This is a genomic window from Mucilaginibacter sp. P4_C11 (genome assembly GCF_056402115.1).
This window is the reverse complement of record NZ_JBFUIA010000030.1, coordinates 1-18541: the sequence shown is the minus strand read 5'-3', so window position 1 is coordinate 18541 and position 18541 is coordinate 1. Positions and strand designations below refer to the sequence as shown.

At 42.5% G+C, this 18541-nt stretch carries 17 protein-coding genes; 15 read left to right on the top strand and 2 right to left on the bottom strand.

Annotated features, from left to right (window positions below):
* The first annotated feature begins 94 nt into the window (after positions 1-94).
* The gene (locus AC1DU2_RS23490; RefSeq protein WP_477387314.1) at positions 95-922 is read left to right on the top strand and encodes a hypothetical protein; all 828 of its coding nucleotides are present in this window, start codon (positions 95-97) and stop codon (positions 920-922) included.
* An 81-nt stretch (positions 923-1003) separates the two neighbouring features.
* On the opposite strand, the gene AC1DU2_RS23485 is transcribed toward AC1DU2_RS23490, so the two are convergent.
* Positions 1004-2125, bottom strand: a complete 1122-nt coding sequence (locus AC1DU2_RS23485; RefSeq protein WP_477387312.1) for a trans-sulfuration enzyme family protein — start codon at positions 2123-2125, stop codon at positions 1004-1006.
* 97 nt (positions 2126-2222) lie between these two features.
* Between AC1DU2_RS23485 and AC1DU2_RS23480 the strand changes: the two genes are divergently transcribed.
* From AC1DU2_RS23480 to AC1DU2_RS23430, 11 genes are all read left to right on the top strand, one after another.
* On the top strand, positions 2223-2744 hold the full coding sequence (locus AC1DU2_RS23480; RefSeq protein WP_477387310.1) for a hypothetical protein: 522 nt from the start codon (positions 2223-2225) through the stop codon (positions 2742-2744).
* 206 nt (positions 2745-2950) lie between these two features.
* Positions 2951-4147, top strand: a complete 1197-nt coding sequence (gene mqnE, locus AC1DU2_RS23475; RefSeq protein WP_477365473.1) for an aminofutalosine synthase MqnE — start codon at positions 2951-2953, stop codon at positions 4145-4147.
* A gap of 176 nt (positions 4148-4323) precedes the next feature.
* The gene (locus AC1DU2_RS23470) at positions 4324-4941 is read left to right on the top strand and encodes a histidine phosphatase family protein (protein ID WP_477387308.1); all 618 of its coding nucleotides are present in this window, start codon (positions 4324-4326) and stop codon (positions 4939-4941) included.
* 15 nt (positions 4942-4956) lie between these two features.
* Positions 4957-5706 carry a menaquinone biosynthetic enzyme MqnA/MqnD family protein gene (locus AC1DU2_RS23465; RefSeq protein WP_477387306.1) on the top strand — a complete coding sequence of 250 codons (750 nt, stop codon included), beginning with the start codon at positions 4957-4959 and terminating at the stop codon, positions 5704-5706.
* A 185-nt stretch (positions 5707-5891) separates the two neighbouring features.
* A complete protein-coding gene (locus AC1DU2_RS23460; protein WP_477387304.1) occupies positions 5892-6326 on the top strand; it encodes a DUF5990 family protein in 435 nt (144 codons plus the stop codon).
* Positions 6327-6459: 133 nt separating this feature from the next.
* Positions 6460-6960 carry a DinB family protein gene (locus tag AC1DU2_RS23455; RefSeq protein ID WP_477387302.1) on the top strand — a complete coding sequence of 167 codons (501 nt, stop codon included), beginning with the start codon at positions 6460-6462 and terminating at the stop codon, positions 6958-6960.
* A gap of 198 nt (positions 6961-7158) precedes the next feature.
* Complete coding sequence (locus AC1DU2_RS23450) at positions 7159-7764, top strand: TetR/AcrR family transcriptional regulator (protein ID WP_477365488.1); 606 nt, start codon at positions 7159-7161, stop codon at positions 7762-7764.
* 422 nt (positions 7765-8186) lie between these two features.
* A complete protein-coding gene (locus tag AC1DU2_RS23445) occupies positions 8187-9317 on the top strand; it encodes an efflux RND transporter periplasmic adaptor subunit (protein ID WP_477387300.1) in 1131 nt (376 codons plus the stop codon).
* Between the two features lie 158 nt (positions 9318-9475).
* Positions 9476-12691, top strand: coding sequence for an efflux RND transporter permease subunit (locus AC1DU2_RS23440; protein WP_477387298.1), 3216 nt, complete (start codon positions 9476-9478; stop codon positions 12689-12691).
* Positions 12692-12813: 122 nt separating this feature from the next.
* Entirely contained in the window at positions 12814-14238 is a 1425-nt protein-coding gene (locus tag AC1DU2_RS23435; protein WP_477387296.1) for an efflux transporter outer membrane subunit, read from the top strand.
* A gap of 257 nt (positions 14239-14495) precedes the next feature.
* Positions 14496-16265, top strand: a complete 1770-nt coding sequence (locus AC1DU2_RS23430; protein ID WP_477387294.1) for a beta-N-acetylhexosaminidase — start codon at positions 14496-14498, stop codon at positions 16263-16265.
* A gap of 79 nt (positions 16266-16344) precedes the next feature.
* On the opposite strand, the gene AC1DU2_RS23425 is transcribed toward AC1DU2_RS23430, so the two are convergent.
* Entirely contained in the window at positions 16345-16686 is a 342-nt protein-coding gene (locus AC1DU2_RS23425) for a hypothetical protein (protein ID WP_090647651.1), read from the bottom strand.
* Positions 16687-17263: 577 nt separating this feature from the next.
* On the opposite strand from AC1DU2_RS23425, the gene AC1DU2_RS23420 reads away from it, so the two are divergent.
* The 3 genes from AC1DU2_RS23420 to AC1DU2_RS23410 all read left to right on the top strand — a co-directional run.
* Positions 17264-17440, top strand: a complete 177-nt coding sequence (locus AC1DU2_RS23420) for a hypothetical protein (protein ID WP_477365503.1) — start codon at positions 17264-17266, stop codon at positions 17438-17440.
* A gap of 43 nt (positions 17441-17483) precedes the next feature.
* Positions 17484-18056, top strand: coding sequence for a Crp/Fnr family transcriptional regulator (locus AC1DU2_RS23415; RefSeq protein ID WP_477365505.1), 573 nt, complete (start codon positions 17484-17486; stop codon positions 18054-18056).
* A gap of 85 nt (positions 18057-18141) precedes the next feature.
* The coding region (locus AC1DU2_RS23410) for a GNAT family N-acetyltransferase (RefSeq protein ID WP_477387292.1) at positions 18142-18541 on the top strand (400 nt) is incomplete at its 3' end.

The following is an 18541-nucleotide window of genomic DNA, read 5'->3' as shown; positions in this document are numbered from 1 at the left end:
ATCTGGAATAGCGGTCTGAGAGGGCATAGACCGTGGCGAAGGATTGTTTTTAAATGCCAAATTTTATTATCTTGTATCGCCAATAAACCATTGCATGAATAAGTTTTTCGCTTTTGTAATTTTCATTTGCTGTTCAACAACCATGATGTTTGGGCAGGAGAGGGAAAAAGTAGAAAACGTAAACCAACAGGTTGTTACTGCTGATTCTCTTTTTATCAGAAAACTGGCTGATACCTATAAAACAAATCCCGCGGGGGTGCTCAATCTGCTTATTACGTCAAAACATGCAATGGAGGATATTGGCTTTGGGTATTCTGAGGTCTCAAGGATTTATGAATCAGACTACCTGCGAATAGGTTATCAGTTTATATTTTTTAAAGATTCGTTGATAAGTTATAAGTTAGATGCCGGCATACCGTATAACGCCCTCCTAAATGCCAGGTATAAAAAAATATGTTCTCCTTTATTTAAATTTAAGCAGGAAACACATTCTGAACCGGTCTATTTTAACTATGATGGGATGTCAAAACCACTAAACGACAGTGTTAAAATTGTCTCGAAAAATAAACAGCTACGGTTTTTAATGACACCTTTTTCCGGGACTACCTACGGCTATTATCTTGTAATGGGCTATTTCTTGATCCAGTTAGATAGTCGGATTAATTTCAACGCCGTAAAAAGCAAGCTAACGCCAGAAACTGATTATATGTTTCTTTTTAGCAAAAACCCTGCAGCCCGCTTGTGCGCTGTAGAGTACTACTATAAAAATCCGGGCAGGTTTGTAAATATGAAAGATAAATTCGAACAGCGGATAGCTGCCATATACAAAGATATGCCAATAATAACCACACGAATTAGTGGTCACAAAACCAATCAATATGCGGAAGAGATGGTAAATTTAGCGGTCAAAACTGCTTTTTAACGAAGATGTAGGCAGCATGAAAAGCAATAAATGAAAAAGATTTCTCACGTCAAATCTTATCCTAAATATACCTTTTTCCCTTTACCTTTCGAAAAGGGCTTGCTCCAAATCTTCCACCAAATCATCAATATGTTCTAACCCAACCGAAACCCGCAATAAATTCCTTGGTGTTTTAGTGTCGGGGCCTTCTACGGTTGCGCGGTGCTCAATTAGGCTTTCCACACCGCCTAAGCTGGTTGCTTTGGTAAATATTTTGAGTTTGTTGATGATGTTGTGCGTATCGTTTTCATCGCCCTTAATAATAAACGAAAGCATGCCGCCGAAGGCCAGCATCTGCTCTTTGGCAATCTCATGCTGCGGGTGCGATGGCAGGCCGGGATATAATACTTGCTCTACTTTAGGGTGCTGCTCTAAAAACTCAGCTAACAGTTGCGCATTGTGTACATGGCCCTTAACCCGGTAAGGCAGGGTTTTAATACTGCGCACCAGCCAGTAGCAGTCGGTTGGGGAGGGGATAGCGCCACCCATTTCCTGTACCTGTCGTATTTTTGCCCACCAATCGCTTTTTTCGGCGGTGATTAATGCGCCGCCCATTAAATCGCTGTGCCCTCCAAAATATTTGGTGGCCGAGTGCATTACTATATCGGCACCCAAAGCTAATGGTTGCTGGCATATAGGCGTGGCAAAGGTATTGTCAACAACAACTTTAATGTTATTTGCCCTGGCAAAGGCAACTACTTTTTTAATATCGGTGATCTTGAGCAACGGGTTTGACGGCGTCTCAACCCAAATCACCCCGGTTTCGGGCTTGATATGTTGAGTCAAAACCTCAATATCGTTAACATCAACAAAATCAAAAGTTAAAATACCCGCAAATAGGTTTTTAAGCTGATTACGCAAACCGTGGTACATATCATCCGGRCAAATAATATGTGTACCGGGGGCCAGCGACTGGAATACCGACATGCCCGCCGCGTTACCAGATGAAAATGAAGCTGCATCGGCGCCACTCTCTAATTTGGCTATAACGTTTTCAAGCAACGCTCGGTTAGGGTTCGATGCCCTGCTGTAAATATGCCCGCCGGGAAAGCCGCCGTCTTCGCCACGTTCAAAAGTAGTCGACATAACGATAGGTTGTATTACGGCTTTTGATGATCCGTCTACGTGGTTGCCTGCGTGGATAGCTATAGTTTCAGTTTTCATTATTGCTGATGTTGTTGTGCCTTCAAAGTAAATAAGATTATTTGTAATGTGTTGTAGCGGGCCGTGTAAATTTTGCGTAATTGTTAAAAAACATAACATGAAAAACCTGTACCTGCTTACAATTGTCCTGTTATTAACGGCCACTGCCTGTAAAAAAGAAAACATCGCCAAACAAAGCGAATACGATGCCAGCTATAAAGCCTGGATAAGCTTCAAAAACAGCTCAAAAAACTCTTATTCCTATACAACAGTTTTTGGTTCATGGGTAGGGTTTGGTGTTACTATCAAAGTAGCCGTAAGTAATGGCAAGGTTGTTTCGCGTGATTATATCCGGATACAATCACGTAATGATGGTACCAATAAAGTTGATACCGCTGAAACCTGGCATGAGGATGCTGCCACCATAAATACACACCCAAATGATGCCGCCGAAGCACTAACCATAGATGACATTTACTTAAAGGCCCGTACCGAATGGCTTAAGGTTGATGCCTCAACCAATGATATCATATTTGAAGCCAAAAACAACGGCCTTATTTCCGACTGCGGCTATGTGCCGCATAATTGCGCCGACGATTGCTTTAGAGGCGTGAATATTACAACCATAACCGCTTTATAAGCTAAAAGCCGAAAGCTATTCCAATTCTTGTTTTAAGCTTTTTGCTTTCAGCCTTAAGCTTTCGGCTTTCTCCAATTTGCTTTTTGCATTCAGCCTTCGGCTTTAAGCTTTCCCCACTCATAATCTTATTGTAAAGATGCCCCTTGCTTTAGGCCTTTGGCTTTAAGCTTTCCGCTTTTTTACTACATTTGTTCAAAGTTTTTTGAATGGAAGCTGAGCATAATTTACAGTTATTATTACAAAATCCCGACCTGCCTGCTGATTTAAAGCACATTGCCGAAAAGGTACAGCGCAGCGAAAGGATTACCTTTGATGAAGGTGTTACGTTATATGAGCAAGGCGATCTTGGTTACCTTGGTGTTTTAGCCAACTACATCCGCGAAAAGCGCCATGGCGATAAAACTTATTTCAACCGTAATTTCCATATCGAGCCTACCAATCTTTGTGTTTACGATTGCAAATTTTGTTCGTACTCGCGCCTGCTTAAACAAAAAGCCGAAGGCTGGGAGTATACAATGGACGAAATGTTTAACATGGTAACCAAATACGATGACGAACCGGTAACCGAAGTACATATTGTAGGTGGCGTACTACCGCAATATGATGTCCCTTTTTACCAGGAGCTTTTCAGCCGCATACGTGCCCATCGCCCCGAATTGCACATCAAGGCGTTAACGCCGGTTGAATACCACTACATTTTCAAAAAAGCCAAAATTGACTACGCCACGGGCATGCGCCTGATGATGGAGGCCGGTTTAGGCTCTATACCAGGTGGCGGCGCAGAAATCTTCCATCCCGAGGTTCGTGATCTGATTTCAAAAGATAAATGTACCGGCGACCAATGGCTGGCCATACACGAGGAATGGCACAAGTTAGGCGGCCGCTCAAACGCCACCATGCTTTACGGCCATATCGAAAAATTCCATCACCGGGTTGACCATATGGAACGTTTACGCCAGCTGCAGGATAAAACAGGTGGTTTTCAAACATTTATCCCGTTGAAATTTCGCAACCAGGATAACCAGATGTCGCACGTACCCGAATCAACTGTTGTTGAAGATTTGCGTAATTATGCTGTCGCGAGGATTTATTTGGATAATTTCGATCATATAAAGGCCTATTGGGCCATGATCAGCCGCACCACGGCGCAGCTTTCGCTTAATTTTGGGGTAGATGATATTGACGGTACGCTTGACGATACCACCAAAATTTACTCGATGGCAGGTGCCGAAGAGCAGCACCCCGGTATGAGCACCAAACAACTGGTTGAACTGATTAAGCATATAGGCAGGTACCCTATTGAGCGCGATACGCTTTATAACGTAGTTACCGATTACAATGATTTTAAATTTCCTGAAACCCAGCCAAAGCCTCAATATTACAAGCTGCCGGTAATCAATTAAGCTAAACAAAAGCCTAAAGCAGAAGGCTTAAAGCACAAAGCAAAAATAAAAGTGCTTAAGGCGGATGGCTAAAAGCTGAAAGCAAAAATGAAAGGGCTGCCTGGAGTTGTCCACATAAATAATATAACAACAATAAAAAAGCTTTAAGCCTTGTGCTTTCAGCTTTCAGCTAGAAAATGCAAAAAACCTTATACATAGTACGTCACGGCCAAACTGAGTACAACAAATTGGGAATTATCCAGGGCAGGGGGGTTGATACCGACCTAAACGATGAGGGCCGCAAACAGGCACAACAGTTTTATGCGGCTTATAAATATGTACCTTTTGATAAAGCATATATATCTGCGCTAAAACGTACAAAGCAAAGCATTCAGCCTTTTTTGGATGGCGGATTGCCTTTTGAAAGGCTTTCAGGCCTTGATGAGCTGGCCTGGGGTATACATGAGGGCCAACTGCCCACACCGGAAAACAAAGCTGCGTTTTTGCAAATTATGCGCGATTGGCTAGATGGAAACCTCGATAGCAAATTTGAAGGCGGCGAGAGCCCCAACGAAGTAGAAATCCGCCAGCGCGAAGCTTTGGAAGTGATCATGAGCCATCCCGAAGAAAAAACTGTGCTGGTTTGCATGCATGGCCGCGCCATGCGTTTATTGCTTTGTATTTTAACCGGCAAACCATTGAGCGAAATGGATAACTTCCCACATCAAAATTTGGTTTTATACAAAGTTGTTTATGATGGCCAACAATTTGCTATCGTAGATTTTAACAATGCCGAACATTTAAAACAATCCTGAAAGAGAACGTTTCTTGTGAAAAAGATCAGAATATCAGCAGTAAGCTACACCAATACCAAACCCTTTATATACGGCCTTCAACATACCGGTTTTGTAGATAAAATAGAACTAAGCTTGGACACCCCAACTGACTGTGCCCAAAAACTCATTGATGACGTGGTGGATATCGGCCTTATTCCTGTGGCGGCCACATTAAGCCTGCCCAACTGGGAAATAGTATCCGATTACTGTATTGGTGCCGTTGGTGCGGTAAACTCGGTGTTTATATTCAGTAATTGCCCGGTACACGATATTAAGTACCTACAGCTTGATCCCGAATCGCGCTCATCTAATAACCTGGCGCGTGTACTGCTCAAAAACTATTGGAAAATCAGCCCGGAGTTAATTGAGGCTGCACCAAACTACAGCTTGTCGACCGATTTAGATACGGCTTTTGTTCAAATAGGCGACCGTACCTTTGGCAAAAAAGACCAGTATAAATATGTATATGATCTGGCCGAAGAATGGCAAAAGTTCACCGGTCTGCCGTTCATGTTTGCAGGCTGGATAGCCAACAAACCAATCCCGCATGATTTTATGCAGGAATTTAACGCCGCCCTGAAATACGGTCTGGATCATCGGCATGAGTTATTTAAAGAGTTGCCTATGCGTGATGACTTTGATATTGTTGATTACCTGATGGTAAAAATTGATTTCGATTTAACCGAAGAGAAGAAGAAGGCCTTATATATGTTTTTGGATTACATAAAGCGATTGAACGATTAAAAGTTTGGTTTGAACCTGAATTTACAGAATTAAAAAAGCTGATTCGAGAAATTCTAAAAATTCGCTTAATTCGAGTTCAGACAAATTAAATGATATTAAAATCACACTTAGGGATCAAAGATATAGTTTGCGATTTCAGTATCTTAACCGTTGTTTATTGAAACTAATCAAATTCAAATAAAACCATGGAACTATCTCTTCATATCATCCTCGAAAAACCCACTCCGGGGGTAGCCTTTGGCCTGCAAAAGGGATCGGGTAATAAATATGAAACTGTACAAATCCAGCAAACCGACTCGGGCGACCTGGATTTTTATTTAACGGTAACCACAAAAGGTGATAGGCTCAAAGATGCTTCGCCAAAGTTCGGCGGGCCATTTATACAGGGTCCCTATATGGGTAACTTTATTTACCTCGATATCGGCACGCTGGCCGGGCAGGTTAGCCCCTGGAACAGGAGGCTCAAAATTCCGATGGCCGGAATAACCTGGGAGATCATCGATCAGCTAAATGCGGAGGCGGCTTTAACGCTTAAAACAAACGTAGCCGGAACCGCCAAAGACGGAAGCCCCAATTGTGCTACTGTAAAGCCATTTAATGGCTGGCAGGTAGCTTACTAAGTAAGCAGCACAAAGTCGGTAGCCGTAAGTCTATCTTTCTTATTTCTGTACTTACAATTTACGACTTTGGGCTAAAAACTAAATATCAATTTATAGATAACACAACACTATTATATATCAATATAAATTTATCATGGAAGCTCAACAGGAAACAACCACCGCTTTATTCATTAAAATAGCCATATCAAACTGGGAGTTGCAAAACACCCGCCTTAACGCGTTGCTGGAAAAGCTAACCGACGAGCAAATTGCCGGCTTTACCGCGCCCGACCGTAACAGCGGCACCTATCTTTTAGGGCATTTGACCGCGGTAAGCGACGGCCTGTTCACCTATTTAGAACTTGGCGACAGGCTTTATCCGCAGCTGGATGAGATATTCCTGAAAAACTCCGATACCTCAGGGCTGGAAAAACCGCCGATAGCCGATATCAAAGCTGCCTGGCACAACGTAAACACTACCCTTAAACAAAAATTTGACGCCATGCAGCCCGAAGATTGGTTTACCAAACACAGCGCCATACCTGCCGAAGATTTTGCAAAAGAACCACATCGCAACAAACTGAATATCCTCATCAACAGAACAGTTCACCAGGGCTACCACATGGGGCAACTGGCCTATTTAATGAAAAAGTAGATAGCCCCTCCAAACCTCCCCTGAAGGGGACGCTTTAAGAAAAAACCTCTACGCAAATCAAAAAGTTCCCCCTTCAGGGGGTTAGGGGGCTCCTCCTGACAATTCCATGATCTCAATTTGACAAACAGATGGTACTATGCCTAAATAAACAGCTGTATATTTGCTTAACGCTGTTAAATAATTTAAGGCGTAAATAAAATGGCCAGTAAAGAACGTATTCAACGCTTAAAAGACGAAACCAGGATCAATATCCTGGATGCCGCGCTCCAGATTGTTAAAGAGGAGGGATGGCAGGCTTTAAGTATGCGTAAAATTGCCGATGTAATTGAATACACCGCTCCTATCATATATGAATATTACGCTAATAAAGAAGCTATTTTGCTGGAACTTGCCCGCAAAGGCTACCTGTTATTAGCCAAAGACCTGAGGGCAGCTCACGAACAACATGCACTGCCAGAAAAACAACTGGAGGCTATGTGGCTTGCCTATTGGAATTTTGCCTTTGCCAACAAAGAGCTTTACCAGATTATGTTTGGCGTTACAACCAATTGTTGTTGCGAAGAAATAAACAAACTGGAAGAATCTGTGATGCCCTGGGATCTGTTCACCGATGTGATAGGCAAAGTGATGCATATAGACAATCCGGAGTCGGATATTATCTGTACTAAGTATTACACCTTCTGGTCGGTAGTTCATGGCTTGGTATCTATCAACTTATTAAGCCGTGGTTCATCAGATGATATCAATCGGCAGGTACTAATGGATGCCATCACCGGTATCATCAGGTCGATAAAACCTGAGTAATTTTTGCTCAAAAAGTAACAGTGTTAAATGATTTAACACTGTTAAACTAAAATTAAGTCAATATAAAACAATTAACAACATCGCCATGGATATCAACTTCTACATAGCGTTAGTTAACAGTGTTAGATTATCTAACAATCAGATTAATGCTGGTTTAACAACTAAACGTTAGCGCGGTTAACAAGTACGCTCATAATAAGTTAGCCTCACCTAATCCTCTCCAAAGGAGAGGACTTTAAAAAACATGCAAGTCAAGAACCCTCTCCTTTGGAGAGGGCAGGGCTAAAATTTCAAGGTTATCATTTCAATAAAAATAGCACATATATAGTATTTCAATAATGAAAACAATTAACTCCACATATATCTACCCGCCGCAAGGCATCAAATCACTACACTATCTATCACCTTTAAAATTAAGTATCATGAAAATTATCCCATTAGCGCTTTTAGCACTTACATTATATGGCTGTTCGCCCAAGCCGCAAACACAGCAGGCGCCACCACCGCCGGCATTACCCGTTGCCGCAATAACATCGGGCACACAAACTACTTACCAGGAATATCCGGCATCAATAGAAGGTACTGTTAACGTAGAAGTTCGCCCGCAGGTAAGTGGTGCTTTAGACAAAGTATTTGTTGACGAAGGTGCTTTTGTAAGTGCCGGCCAGCCTATATTTAAAATAAATGAGCAGCCTTACCGCGCTGCCTTAAACAATGCCCTGGCAAGCTTACACGCAGCCGAAGCTGCTGCAGGTAATGCGCAACTTGAAGTTGACAAGCTTACACCGCTGGTTGAAAACAAGGTAGTATCTGATTACCAGTTAAAAACCGCAAAAGCCAGCCTGCAGGTTGCTAAAGCTAATATCGAATCGGCTAAGGCAAATGTATCAACCGCACAGATCAACTTGGGCTATACTTTAATAAAAGCACCAGTTAGCGGCTATATCGGTCGTTTGCTGAAAAAACAGGGAAGCCTGGTTACCCCGCAGGATGTGGAAGCTCTAACCCAGTTATCTGATGTGCATGATGTACATGTTTACTTCTCTTTGGGCGAAAAAGATTTTGTAGCCTTTAAAGAACAATACCCTGGCACAACTTTAAAAGAAAAGTTACAGCACTTGCCTACGGTGTCATTACTATTAGCCGATGGCAGCCAATACGCCAAACAAGGTAAAATAGATGTAATAGACGGCCAGTTTGATAAAAACACAGGCGCTATTACCATCAGGGCGAATTTTGCCAATCCGGATGGTTTGTTACGTGCCGGTAATACAGGTAAAGTACGTTTAAGCTTACAACATACAGATGCGTTGATAGTGCCGGAGTCGGCCACTGTCGAAATGCAGGATAAAGTGTTTGTTTTCGCCCTTGCCGATAGCAATAAAGTGAAAAAAGTACCTATCAACATAGTAGGCAAAAGCGGCGAAAATTACCTTGTTAAAGATGGCCTTAAAGCCGGCGACCAGATTGTACTAAGCGGCATGGACCACTTAGCCGAAGGTATGGTAATAGCGCCTCAAAAGGCTACTGATAAGGTTGCTGCTTTAAAATAAGAATCAAGAGTTAAGAATCAAGAGTCAGGATTTAGGTAAAAGGCCAAAGGTAAAAGGTTTAATTGGTTGTTATTGATATTATTCAATTACGAATGATATGCAGCACTGGTATAAATCCGAAATCGAACTTCCGAAATCCGAAATAAAAAATCAAAATCATGTTACAGAAATTTATAGAAAGACCAGTACTTTCAACCGTTATCTCCATATTATTGGTGATAGTAGGTGTACTTGGTTTAACAAAACTGCCCTTAGAGCGGTTCCCGAATATTGCCCCTCCGGCGGTATTGGTATCGGCTGTTTACCCTGGCGCCAATGCCGAGACTATTTTACGTTCTGTTACGCCTTCGTTAGAAGAAGCGATTAACGGTGTGGAAAATATGACCTATATGACCTCTACCGCCAGTAACGACGGTACATTAGGTATTACCGTTTACTTTAAACAAGGTACCAACCCCGATCAGGCAGCTGTAAACGTTCAAAACCGTGTTTCGCAAGCCACAAGCCAGTTACCGGCCGAGGTTGTTCAATATGGTATAACCACAACCAAACAGCAAAATAGCTTCATTGGTGCCATGGCTATCTACTCAGAAGATCCTAAAAAATACGATCAAACCTTTGTGGCCAACTATGCACAGATTAACATTGTGCCCGAAATTAAACGTATTCCGGGTGTAGGATCGGCCAGTATATTTGGTGGTATTAAAGATTACTCCATGCGTGTTTGGCTTAACCCAGGCCAAATGGCAGCTTACAAAGTTACGCCTGCCGAAGTTATGGCAGCTATACAGGACAAAAACCTTGAAGCCGCCCCGGGCAGATTTGGCGAGCGCAGCAACGAGGCTTTTGAATATGTAATTAAATACAAAGGTAAACTTACCAAACCAGAAGAGTACCAGAACATTGCTATCCGCGCAAATGCAGATGGTTCTGTACTGCATTTAAAAGATGTGGCCCGAGTTGAGCTGGGTGCTTACTCTTACAACAGCGTAAGTAACCTGAACGGTCACGATGGTATAATTGTAGGTATTATACAACTTTCGGGCTCAAATGCCAATGAAATTCAGATTGGTATTGATAAGCTGATGGAAAAACTATCAAAGGATTTCCCGGCTGGTATCAAATACAACCAGTTCTATCGTACCAAAACCGATCTTGATGAATCAATAAACCAGGTTGAACATACCTTGGTTGAGGCTTTTATATTGGTATTTATCGTAGTATTTATATTCCTTCAGGATTTCAGGTCGACATTGATCCCGGCTATAGCTGTTCCGGTAGCTATTATCGGTACATTCTTCTTCATGAATTTGTTTGGCTTCTCGGTTAACCTTTTAACCCTGTTTGCCCTGGTGCTGGCCATAGGTATTGTGGTGGATGATGCCATTGTGGTGGTGGAGGCCGTACATGCCAAAATGGAGCACGACCCAAGCCTAACCCCTAAGGCGGCAACTACCGAGGCTATGCACGAAATTACAGGCGCTATTATATCTATTACGCTGGTTATGGCTGCGGTGTTTTTACCGGTTAGCTTCATGGTAGGCTCAACAGGTATATTTTACCGCCAGTTTGCGTTAACTATGGCTATAGCTATTATTATATCGGCTGTTAACGCATTAACCTTAAGCCCGGCCCTGGCAGCACTGTTCTTGAAGAACAAGCATAGCGCAGATGGCCATGCCGCACCTAAAAAAGGTTTTGTAGATAAATTTTATGCAGGCTTCAATGGTGGTTTTAATTATATGACCAACAGGTACGTAGGTGGCTTAAAATTCCTAATCAATAAAAAGTGGCTAAGCATAGGCGGGTTAGTGTTGGTAATTGCAGCAACAGTTTACCTGGTAAACAGAACAAAAACGGGCTTTATCCCAACTGAAGACCAAGGCTTTGTGGCCATCGCTGTTAGCACGCCATCCGGTACATCATTAAGCGGTACCAATAAAATCTTTAAACAAGCCGAAGATCAGCTGAAAACTTTACCATCGGCAAGGTTTGTTACCGCGTTGTCTGGTTTTAACTTTTTAACCCAATCCAGCAGTCCATCTGCCGGTGTAATCTTCCTCTTATTAAAGCCAAATGAAGACCGGGGAGCAGTTAAAAATATTGACGAGATACAGAATATTGTTAGAGGAAGATTAGGCGGCATACCTGGCGGCACTTTCTTCGTGTTCAGTTTTCCAACGGTGCCAGGCTTTAGCAACGTAGAGGCCATGGATGTGGTACTACAGGATAAAACCAACGGTAAGCTGGATAAATTTAGTGGTGTTGCCAATAATTTTATAGGAAAGCTGATGCAGAAACCAGCAATAGCTTATGCCTTTACATCTTATAAAGCAGATTATCCTCAGTTACAATTAGAAATTGATGATGAAAAGGCCGGCCAGTTGGGCGTAAATGTTAAAGACATTTTACAAACTATGCAGGCGTATTTTGGTACTGCCCAGGCATCAGATTTTAACCGCTTTGGTAAATACTACCGGGTGGTAGTACAGGCTGACACTGCGGACAGAACAGATCCTTCGGCAATAGACAGGGTATTTGTTAAAAATAAAACCGGCGAAAGTGTACCTATCAATACACTGGTTAAACTAACCCGTGTATATGGTTCAGAAACCGCTTCGCGTTATAACCTGTTCAACTCTATCGAGATCAACGCTATCCCAAAACCGGGTTATAGTTCTGGTGATGCCATTAAAGCTATACAGGAAACAGCACAGGAACAACTGCCTACCGGCTTTGCCTATGAGTTTGCCGGTCAAACCCGTGAGGAGATTGCTTCGGGCGGTCAGTCGGCTATTATCTTTATGCTTTGTTTGGTATTTGTATATTTCTTATTATCAGCACAGTATGAAAGCTATATTTTACCGTTGGCAGTTATCCTTTCCATCCCTACAGGTATTTTAGGTGTGTTTGTGGTATTAGGTTTAACCGGTATCGAAAACAACATTTATGTGCAGGTTGCTTTAATCATGCTCATCGGTTTGCTGGCCAAAAATGCTATCCTTATTGTGGAATTCGCGGTGCAGCGTCGAAAAGCCGGGCATGGTTTGGTTGAATCGGCAATTGAGGCTGCAAGGCTGAGGATACGCCCAATCATCATGACGTCGCTGGCTTTCGTATTCGGTTTGTTCCCGATGAGTATTGCAACAGGGCCATCGGCACAAGGTAACCACTCTATCAGTATAGGTGCAGCCGGCGGGATGGTTTCAGGTGTAATTTTAGGATTGTTCATCATCCCGGTATTGTTTGTCATATTCCAGGGATTGCAGGAGCGAATCAGCGGTGTACCATTGGCCGTGCTGAACGGTGACGGGCCAGGCCACAAAAAAGGGCATGCAATTGACCCTAAAAAATTGGAACTACAGAATAATTAAGAATAGAATCAAGAGTTAAGAATCAAGAGTCAAGATAGAAAAGGAAAAGTTACAGAATAATAGGATTGAAGATTGCCTTCCGTCTTGATTCTTGACTCTTGACTCTTTCAAAACAACAAAAAATGAAACGTTATATAACTCCATTAGCTTTTGTATTACTTACGGCCTTTTTAAGCGCTTGTAAAGTATCAAAAGATGTGGAAACACCCAAACCAGAGCTGCCGGTTGCTTTCAGGAACGCCGCTGCCATAACCACCGCCGATACCAGCAGCATAGCCGATATACAGTGGAAAAACTTTTTTACAGATGCAACCCTGCAGAAACTGATTGATAGCGCCATAGCCAAAAACTATGATATGCAAATAGCGGTTAAAAATATCGACGCCGCGCAGTTGCTGTTTAAACAGGTTAAATGGAACTACGTGCCAGAAGTTGCGCTTAATGTTACGGCTAATACCAGTCGCCCAAGCGATAACAGCCTAACAGGGTTAAGCATCAGCCAATACAATATAGGCACCAAACATGTAGAAGATTATTCTGCTAACCTGGCCCTTTCATGGGAAGCCGATATCTGGGGCAAAATTCGTAACCAAAGTCGCCAGGCCCTTGCAGAATACCTGCAAACAGCCGAAGCAAAAAAGGCTATTCAAACCAACATCGTTGCAAACGTATCGCAAGGTTATTACAACCTGCTGATGCTTGATGCGCAATTGGATATAGCCAAAAAGAATGTTAAACTGAATGACAGTACCATCCGGATCATTCGTTTACAATATGACGCCGGCCAGGTAACTTTACTGGCCGTTCAACAGGCAGAGGCGCAACAACAGGCAGCGGCCCAGCTTGTGCCACAGTTTGAAAGGAACGTAGCCGTACAGGAAAATGCCCTGAGTATTTTGGCAGGCCGCTTACCTGATGCTGTTGAGCGCAACGGCACATTAAATGATGTTAAATTCCCTGAAACGCTAACTGCCGGGGTACCATCGGCCATCATCAGCCGCAGGCCCGACATCAGGACACAGGAACTGGCTTTAACTATTGCTAACGCCAAAGTGGGTATTACCAAATCTGAAATGTACCCGGCTTTAAGAATCACTGCAAGCGGTGGCGTTAACTCCTTTAAGGCCAGCAATTGGTTTAACATCCCTGCTTCATTGTTTGGTATAGTAGCCGGTAGCATAGCAACACCTTTGCTTGATCATAAGCAATTAAGCACCACCTACAAAGTTGCACAAATAGATCGCGAAAAAACGGTACTACAGTTCAGGCAATCCGTATTAAATGCGGTTGGCGAGGTATCTGACGCCCTGGTTAAAATTGATAAGCTGAAACAGGAACAAGCTATTGCTGCAAACCGTGTAAAAACTCTGCAGCAAGCAACAACAAACGCCAGCATGCTGTTTAAAAACGGCCTGGCCAACTACCTTGAGGTAATAACAGCCCAGGGCAATGTATTGCAAGGCGAATTGGCGCTTGCTACTATTAAAAGAGATGAACTAAGTGCTACCGCCGAACTTTACCGTTCATTGGGTGGGGGATGGAAGTAATTATTTGGTGAGCAGTTGATTAAGTTGATTGGGATAATGAGTTCCGTCAGCTTACTACTAAACATTCGTAGGCCGGTCGTATTAAAATACGACCGGTTTTTTTGGTAGAGACCTAATCATAGGGCTCCCTCGTTTAGGTGTGCGCCCGGCCTCGACAAGATTGAATGCACCTGTTTCGACATATTGCAAATAAATTACCTCGATTTAGCATAAAATCCCTATCATAGCGCAGCCCCAATAATTTGACTTATTTTTTAATGAAATTTAAATTCTTAATAGCGCTGCTCCTTTTATCCGGATATCTGAAAGCACAAAACTTAAACATCATCCCGCAGCCGCGGTTGGTTGTAAGCGGCTCAGGGCAAATCAGTATCAATAATCATTCAGCCATTGGTATCAGCGATACTTCATTAACCGCTTTGGCTATTTATTTTCAAAAAGAGTTATTTAAAGCGAAAGGTTTATCACCTGCGATAAACAACGGTAATTCAAAAAGCACCATAAAACTCATTTTAACAAATACAAACCAAGCTATTGGCGCGTACGCGCTAAAGATTACGCCCGAGCAGATAACGATATCGTCCTCAAATAAAGAAGGTGTTTTTTATGGCTTAATATCGCTTTTACAGCTTATTAAAGATAATCCTAAAGAGGGTGATAACCTTACCCTTGCATCAACTGATGCAACGGACGCCCGTGAGTATCAAAACGTTGTGCTTGCATCCACAGAAATAACCGACGCACCCCGTTACCAATGGCGTGGTTTAATGCTTGACGAATCGCGACATTTCTTTGGCAAGCAGAAAGTTAAGCAAATATTGGACTGGATGGCCTATTACAAGCTTAACAAGTTTCACTGGCACCTTACCGATGTACAGGGCTGGCGTATTGAAATAAAAAAATATCCCAGGTTAACATCAGTTGGCGGGGTAGGTGACTATAGCGATACCTCGGCCGAGGCTATTCCTATGTTTTATAGCCAGAACGATATAAAAGAGGTAGTTAGTTACGCGGCTCAGCGTTTTATCACCGTAATTCCGGAGATTGATATGCCTGGCCATGCTACGGCTGCCAACAAAGCTTATCCCGAGTACTCGGGTGGGAGCGTAGCTGGCTACCCCAACTTTACATTTAACCCGGCTAAAGAGGAAACCTACCAGTATTTAGCCAATGTCATCAAGGAAACGACCGCCCTTTTTCCGTCGAAAATGATCCATCTGGGTGGCGACGAGGTTGTTTTGGGCATTAAAGCATGGTCGTTAGATACCGCCATTGCCTGGATGATGCAGAATAAAGGTTTTGCTGACGTTGGCACGCTGGAACGTTATTTTTTTAAACGGATGACCGATAGCGTAACCAATATGGGCAGTAAAATACTGGCCTGGGACGAGGCAACCCAAACCGACCTCCCGGCTGGCAAAACCATCATTTTTTGGTGGCGGCAAAACCTGCCGGGCCAGCTAAGCCTTGCGTTGCAGAAAAACTACCAGGTAGTGTTATGCCCACGCTTGCCACTATATCTCGATTTTTTACAGGATGGCACCCATATTTCGGGCCGTAACTGGAAGGGCGTATTTAACCGGTATACAGATATTTATAACTTTCCCGACAGGCAATTGGCAGCCGATCAGCTTGTGTCAAACCAAATCATTGGCGTGCAGGCCAACATCTGGACAGAGAAAATAGCTTCAGAGAAGCGCCTGGATTTTATGCTCTTCCCACGGATTGCCGGCCTGGCCGAAGCTGGATGGACTGCACCGGAGGTGAAAAACGAGGCTGCATTTACCGAACGGGTACAGGCAGGTTTAAAAAACTGGGATGCCGCCGATATTTATTATTTTAACCCATTCAATCCACAGGCCCACCCGGAGGCGATTGATTTTGCACCTGTGATCAGGAAAGTGCGCATTGCCGAAAAACATGGCCGACATCATAAAATATACCTAAAAGCAAACAAAAAGGGCAAGAAGGCATCGACAAAATCTCATAATTCGACCAAAAACAAACCGCATAAAAAAAGGAAATAGCCTGTTGGTTACTCCCTTGATATTGTTTATTACCGATTCGCAGCAGCTTTGAGCTTTTCGCCTTTAGCTTACTCCGGCTCTACCTGTAAGTTGAAAGGTGGGTAGTTTTGATGCTCAGCACAAACGACTTACCAACACTTATTTTAACATTTTTATCCAGCAACATTGCCTTAACAGCATCGTCACCTTTTATGGCTTCAAACAAATCGCGCGCTACGGCCGATCCGCTGATGTTATTAGTAACCTTGCCGTTTTCCATATTGATATTGAACGTGTAACCTGATTTTCCACGATCTCCCGCAGATTCAAAATCGGTAATGTTCAGTTTGAATTGCTGATCTTCGGTCAGGCTTTTCTTCAAATGCAAACGGATAACCGGCATGTACCTTTTCCAGGTAGTTAAATACTTTCTTTCTTCCATGATATGCTTATCTATATAAAAATAAAGCCCCTGTAGGTATTCGTTTACAGGGGGCTTTTAAAATTTTTCAAGAACAGGAAAATAATAGATCCTGATCTTATTCTATGTATGTAATTTGTTGTTTTGAAACCAGGGTAATAAGGGACAGCTACTCCCGCGAATAATATTACCGCATAACAATTCAAAGCTACTTAAATTATAGTGCACACACGCAATTTATATTTTTATAGTAGGCACACGTAATTGGTTGTTAATCAATTGCTACTACATCATTTTTGTATACAGCCAAAGTATATCATCAGTATAATCCGAATCTCCAGGAGCAGAAATATTCTTTTTTTGGTGCAGGCGGTTAACACTTTAAGCTAAAAAAAAGTCATTTTTATTTGTAGCAGCTAAAAATTCGGAGAGCTTTCCTTTTAACTTTTACGGCGTTTACCTATATTAGGGCATGAGATGGTTTAACCGCCGGAATTAATCGCCCCGGTATTAAGCTATAAAAGGTCTCAACCAATCATTATGTTTAATAATCAGGCTATCGCGATCTTAACGGTCGCGGCTAAAAATCTATTTTATAATGATTGCTTTATTAACTGCTATTGCACTTCTTGTTGCGCTGATATTCGTTCTGCGTGGCCCCTCAACCCCGAACAATAAAACTATCACTAAGGCCCAACGGCCTGAAAGTTTTTCTAAATACCTTGTAAATAAGGATGGCTGGCTTGAAGTAGCCGACGAAGACCGAGCTAAATAATAATTTATTTTTGCCGATAGTTTAAAATGTTACAAATTTGAACATGCCCAATAAACTCATTTCGTTTTTGCAGCTATTCAGACATATTTCGCTCCAGGATCAGGAAGTTATAAGCAATGCATTTGAAGCCCGCACATTTGAAGAAGGTTATTACCTGTTTAAAGGCGGAAATGTTTGCCGCCAACGATTTTTCATTGTAGAGGGTGTGCTGCGAATTGTGATGCATAACGAAAAGGGAAACGAGGTTACCCACTATTTTTTAAAAGAAAACCAATTTTGCACCATATTAAACAGCTTTAATAACCAGGTGCCTGCGCAGGAAAGTATCCAGGCGGCATGCAAGGCATATGTGTTGGAAATAAGCCACGCCAAACTGATGGCCTTATATGAGCAGTTGCCCTATTTAAAAAGTTTGATTGATGATATAACACAGCAGGCGCTGCTTGATAAAATACAAATCAGGAATGCCTACCTTGGGCAGGATTCAACCACCCGCTACAGGCTTTTTATGATGCGACAGGCCGATATAGCACTTCGCGTGCCATTAAGCGATGTGGCCTCTTATTTGGGCATCACGCCTCAATCGTTAAGCCGCATCAGGAAAAATATTCACTGACAATTGTTTTTATGACATGCGCCCAATAATTCAGTCTTATTTATGATTGCACAAATTCGGTTAAAATAAAGACATTTGCCAAACTATGAACAAGGATATCTTAGCGGCAATAACTTTCCAGGCAGCTACCACCATCGAACATTTTGAACAAATTATAGCGCTTCAAAATCAAAACCTATACAAATCATTAACCGCTGAAGAGCAAGATCAGCAGGGCTTTGTTTTTGCTGAACACACCATTGAATTATTGCGGCAAATGGCATCACAAATACCGCAGGTTATTGCGTTGCATCAAAATAAAGTAATTGGCTATAACCTGGCTATGACAGCTGCTATGGAAAAACAATTGCCCAGTCTTGAACCTATGTTCAGGGAATTTCATAAAAGCCAGTACCAGGGCAAAGTTTTAACTGCTTATAAATTTTTTGTAGGCGGACAGGTGTGTGTTGATAAAGATTTCAGAGGGCTGGGGCTGTTGAGGAAAC